The following is a 4,810-nucleotide window of genomic DNA, read 5'->3' on the forward strand; positions in this document are numbered from 1 at the left end:
CTACCGACACTCACGACCCACTCACCGTCGGCAGAAGGTTCTGCCGACGCCCGGCACTCACCTCACCGTCGATAGTCAGCGGCCGTACTGGGAGTAAGCGGGCTGGGCGGTCTGCTGGTAGGGCACTTGCTGAGTCTCGCCCGGCATGGTGACGGTGGCGCCGTGCATTTCGTGGGCCATCTGTATCAGCCGGTTGATGCGGTCGGCGGTCGGCGGATGGGTGGAGAAAAGCTTCTGGAAGCCTTCCTCGCTGAACGGGCTTTCGATCATCATGGCTGCGGTGCTTTGATTTCCAGCGGTCGCGGCCATCGGATGCTCCTTGACGCCGTACGAAATCTTGTACAGCGCGGATGCGAGCGCCTCCGGATCTCCGGTCAGCTTGCTGCCGTCCTCGTCGGCGTCGTACTCACGCGTCCGGGAGATCGCAAGCTGGATCAGTGACGCCCCGATCGGCGCGAGAATCGCACTCAAAATGACCCCCAGGAGGCCCAGCGGCCCGGAATCGCGGTCATCGTCATCGCCACCGCCGAAATACATAAGCGCGTAGCCGAGATACGTGATGACCGTCGCCATAGCTGATGCGATGGCGGACGTGAGGATGTCGTGGTTGTACACATGCATGAGCTCGTGGCCGAGCACACCGCGCAGCTCACGCTCATTGAGAATCTGCAGGATGCCTTGCGTGCAGCAGACGGCGGCGTGATGCTCGTTGCGGCCGGTCGCGAAGGCGTTGGGGCTCATGGTCGGCGCGATGTAGATGCGCGGCATGGGCTTGCCGGCGCGGGCGGACAGTTCGCGCACAATCCGGTACAGTTCGGGCACTTCCTGCTCGGAGACATGACGCGCGCCCATCGATGCGATGGAGATGCGGTCTGAAAACCAGTACGAGATGAATGTGCTGGCCACGCCGATGACGAGATATACCCCCAGCGTGTCCTGACTCGCGCCGGTCAGCCACCAAATCAGCATGATGATTGCCCACATCAGCCCGAACAGAAAGACTGTTTTCAAGCCGTTGCAGTGACCATGCACCTTCATGTTGCCGTTCATGGTGTTCACACTAAAAGCCGACACTGAGTTTTTTCTGAATATGCGCTTGATGAACGGCACGATGGTTGTTCCAGATACGCGGCGGCGGTGTCGCAACATACGAAGAACGTTGCGGCACCGCCGTTTCTTGGGGTTATGCCGATGGGGTTCATGACGCTACGCCTTCAGCTCAGCGTGCGGCGTACCGGGGTTGCCGGCGTTACCAGCAACGTTGTTCAGCCCGCGATACCCGATCTGCGTACTCGGTAATGTCACTCAGCGTGAGCAAGCGCGCGCATCTGCTCAGGCTCGATGACCTTCTTGTGTTCGCGGCCTTCTTTCGCGCCTTCGGACCGTTCGAACGCGTCAATCCGCTTCCAGCCGGCGAAATCAATCGGCTTGACACCGCGCTCGGCAAGCAGGCGGTCGATGGATTCGGGGTCGCGGTCGGGGGCGATGCGGCCACCCTCGGCGGCCTTCGACAGGTCCTCGAGCATATTGGTGACAATCATCAGGGCGTCGGACTTCGTGGAACCAATCAGGCCCACCGGTCCGCGCTTCGCCCAGCCGGTCGCGTACAGGCGGTCGCGCACGTCGCCGCCATCGGCCTCGGTGGTGATACGGCCGTCGCCGCCCGCGTTCGCCAGGTGCGCGTGACGCTCGTCATACGCGATGCCGGGCGCAGTGGCCGGCTGATAGCCGATGGCATGATACACGGCTTGCACGGGGTAGTCGGTGAACTCGCCGGTGCGGTGCATCACACCGTCGGCACCGGTTTCCGTGCGCTCCACGCGGATCGCCTTGACCTTGCCGTCCTCGCCGAGCACCTCGGTCGGAGCGGAATTGAAGTGCACGTAATACTTGCGGTCCGCCGGGTTGCCTTCGAAATCGACGTCGCCGTCATCTTCCATGTCTTCAGCCATTTCGCGGATCGCGTACAGCTCCTCGACCATCTGACGGGTCAGCTTGTTCTTACCGGCCTCCTCAATGGTGTCGTCATCAAGCTCGAAATCGTCCTCGTTGATAATCAGCTGGACGCCCGGCAGCTTCTCCATCTCGCGCAGCTCCTGCACGGAGAACTTCGCCTGCGCGACGCCACGGCGGATGAACAGATGCAGTTCGCGCGCCTTGTTGCCCTTAATGCCTTCGTATACGTTGTCGGGGATGTCGGTGCGGGCCTTGAGATCGTCAGCGTTGCGCATGAGCTCGCGGGCGACATCCATCGCTACGTTGCCGCCGCCGATCACGGCGACCTGCTGCGCGTCCAGCGGCCACGTGCGGGCGCCTGTTGGGTAGCCGTCATACCATTCGACGAATTTCGCGGCGCCATACACGCCGTCCAAATCAGCACCGGGCAGGTTCAGCGGCTTGTCCTTGACCGCGCCGGTTGCGAAAAGCACGGCATCATAACGCTGCAGCAAATCGTCCAGCGTGACGTCCTTGCCGAACTCCACGTCGCAGTACAGGTGGATGTCAGGATTGTCAAGGGTTTTCTCGAGTGCGTCCGCAATGAATTTGATGCTCGGATGGTCCGGGGCCACACCGTAGCGCACCAGGCCGAAAGGTACCGGAAGCTTCTCGAACAGGTCGATACGGGCGTCCGTGCCCACGCCGAGCTTCTCGCCTTCCTTGCGCAGCTGGCGCAGGAAGATATCCGACGAGTAGACGCCTGCCGGGCCGGCGCCGATCACTGCAATCCGCAGTCCGTTCTTGTCATCATGTTCGTCAACCATGCATTCCAGCCTAACGCAACCTCGGTAATTGCGGAAGATGTACGAGTGCCGTGCAACCAGCCGATTACACAACGGACCGATAGCGAGCGCCCGAGCAGAATTCCGTCACAAAACTGCCCGTCGTGCGATCAATCAATCACACGACGGGCAGATACCAAGCAGAGAAAGAAGAAACCTGGGGCGCATCCCGCCGCCGTGCGACTAGCGAGTCACACAGCAGGCAAATACCAACCCCGAAGCCCGACCCCCTACTCGCGGTCGAGCAGCGCGGTCAGCGCCCACAGAATCGACACCACGTCGATCGCCTCCTGCAGGAACGCGCCGACAACCGCAGGAATCAGGTTGAATGCGGCGCACACCATGCCGACAATCGCCAGCGACAAACCGGCGACCACCGCCTGCAGCATGACGCGCTTGGTCCGACGCGCGATCGCGATTGCCTTCGGCACGCACGCGATGTCATCGTTCATGATGACCACCTGCGCGGATTCCGAGGCGGCGGTCGTCGTACCGTCGGTCATCGCCATGCCGATATCGGCGGCCGCAAGCACCGGGGCATCGTTCACGCCGTCACCAACCATCATCGACACCGGGCGCGTGGTCGATTCGCCGACCAGCTTCTGGATAATCCGATCCCACCACGGCTGCGCGGCGACTTTGTCCTGGGCTGCGGAACGCACCGTGTTCACTTTGTCTTCCGGCAGCAGCTCGGAATGCACGTCGGTGATGCCGACCTCATCGGCGATGATGCGGGCGCTGGGCTCCTTGTCGCCGGTCACCATCGTCAAATGCTCTACGCCCAGTTCACGCAGGCGTTGCAACGATTCCTTCGCATTCGGTCGCGGAATGTCCTTCATCACAATACGGGCGGCGAGCTTGCCGTTGATTGCCACATAGGTGGCCATTTCGTCAGGCGCGAGACCGCCGAAGCGGCTGTCCGGGAAGAAGTCGAGCGGTGTGGCAGACTGCTGCTGCAGCCCGGCATCCACCTGAGGCTGCGTGACATACGCGAAACGACCGACACTCACGTTCAGCCCGTTGACCTTGCCGGAAATACCCTTGCCGGCATCCTCATGGATGTCCTTGACAACCGGGTAATCACCGCGGCGATGCCCCGGATCGGTCGCAGGTTGCGCGCAATTGCGGTTGCCCTTGTCGAAGCGGTCATGCAGACGGTCGAGCGCCGCGGCACCCGCCTTCACGATGCCTTTGGCGAGAATATGCACGGAGTAGGTTTCCACCACTCCGGCGAGCATGAGGATATGATCCTTGTCGATACGGGCGTGGGCAGTTTCGGCTCCAGCTGCGGCCTCAGTGTTCTCGGCGCCGGCGGCAACCGTTCCCGTCTCGGTGACGCGCATCGGGATGCCGGCACCCGCATCCGGCAGCAAATCAACACGCACGACCTGCGGCTGCTTGACCGTCAGCGTGCCGGTCTTGTCGAAGAAGATATGCGATACACGGCCAAGATTCTCCAAGATTTCCTGCGCTTTGATCAGGATTCCGGCCTTCGCCAAGCGTCCGGTACCCGCCATGTACGCGACCGGGGCTGCGATCAGTAGCGGGCACGGCGTAGCGAGCACGAGCACCTGCGCGAACCGCGTCGGCACACCGGACACGCCCCACGCCACACACGCGATCACCAGTGAAATCACCGTGAACGGCACGGCCAAAATATCCGCGGTCTTGACGACGGTCGCGCGGGAATTCTGCGCGGACGAGACGAGCTCGAGGATGCGCTGATACTGCGAATCATGCGACAACTGAGTGGCACGCATGGTGAACGCGGTTGAACCGTTGACCGCGCCGGACATGACGCGGGCGCCGGCGAACACCTCGCGGGGCACCGGTTCGCCGTTGATATTGCTAAGATCGAGGGTCGCCTGGCCGCTCATCAGCACGCCGTCGACGGGGACGGTTTCGCCGGGGAGTACGGTCAGCACGTCATCCAGTTTGACTTCCTCAACCGGAACCGTACGGAAATGCATGTTGTCGTTGGATGCAGCGGAATCGGCCAGATTCTCCGTGGTTTTCGCGGAATCAGCGTT

General features: G+C 62.0%; 3 protein-coding genes. All 3 read right to left on the reverse strand.

The features are described 5' to 3' along the window. Positions 1–75: 75 nt before the first annotated feature. Positions 76–1,050, reverse strand: coding sequence for a zinc metalloprotease HtpX (htpX, locus tag ACI38B_RS02310; RefSeq protein ID WP_439729358.1), 975 nt, complete (start codon positions 1,048–1,050; stop codon positions 76–78). A gap of 251 nt (positions 1,051–1,301) precedes the next feature. Then, positions 1,302–2,762 carry an FAD-dependent oxidoreductase gene (locus tag ACI38B_RS02315; RefSeq protein WP_439729359.1) on the reverse strand — a complete coding sequence of 487 codons (1,461 nt, stop codon included), beginning with the start codon at positions 2,760–2,762 and terminating at the stop codon, positions 1,302–1,304. Positions 2,763–3,010: 248 nt separating this feature from the next. After that, positions 3,011–4,810, reverse strand: a 1,800-nt coding sequence (locus ACI38B_RS02320; RefSeq protein WP_439729360.1) for an HAD-IC family P-type ATPase, incomplete at its 5' end; no start/stop codon positions are given.

Source organism: Bifidobacterium sp., assembly GCF_051876855.1.
In the GTDB taxonomy this organism is placed as follows: domain Bacteria; phylum Actinomycetota; class Actinomycetes; order Actinomycetales; family Bifidobacteriaceae; genus Bifidobacterium.

Bases quoted from the DNA above. Each gene is read 5' to 3' on its own strand.
- htpX (WP_439729358.1), bottom strand. From the start codon at position 1,050: ATGAACGGCAACATGAAGGTGCATGGTCACTGCAACGGCTTGAAAACA.
- ACI38B_RS02315 (WP_439729359.1), bottom strand. From the start codon at position 2,762: ATGGTTGACGAACATGATGACAAGAACGGACTGCGGATTGCAGTGATC.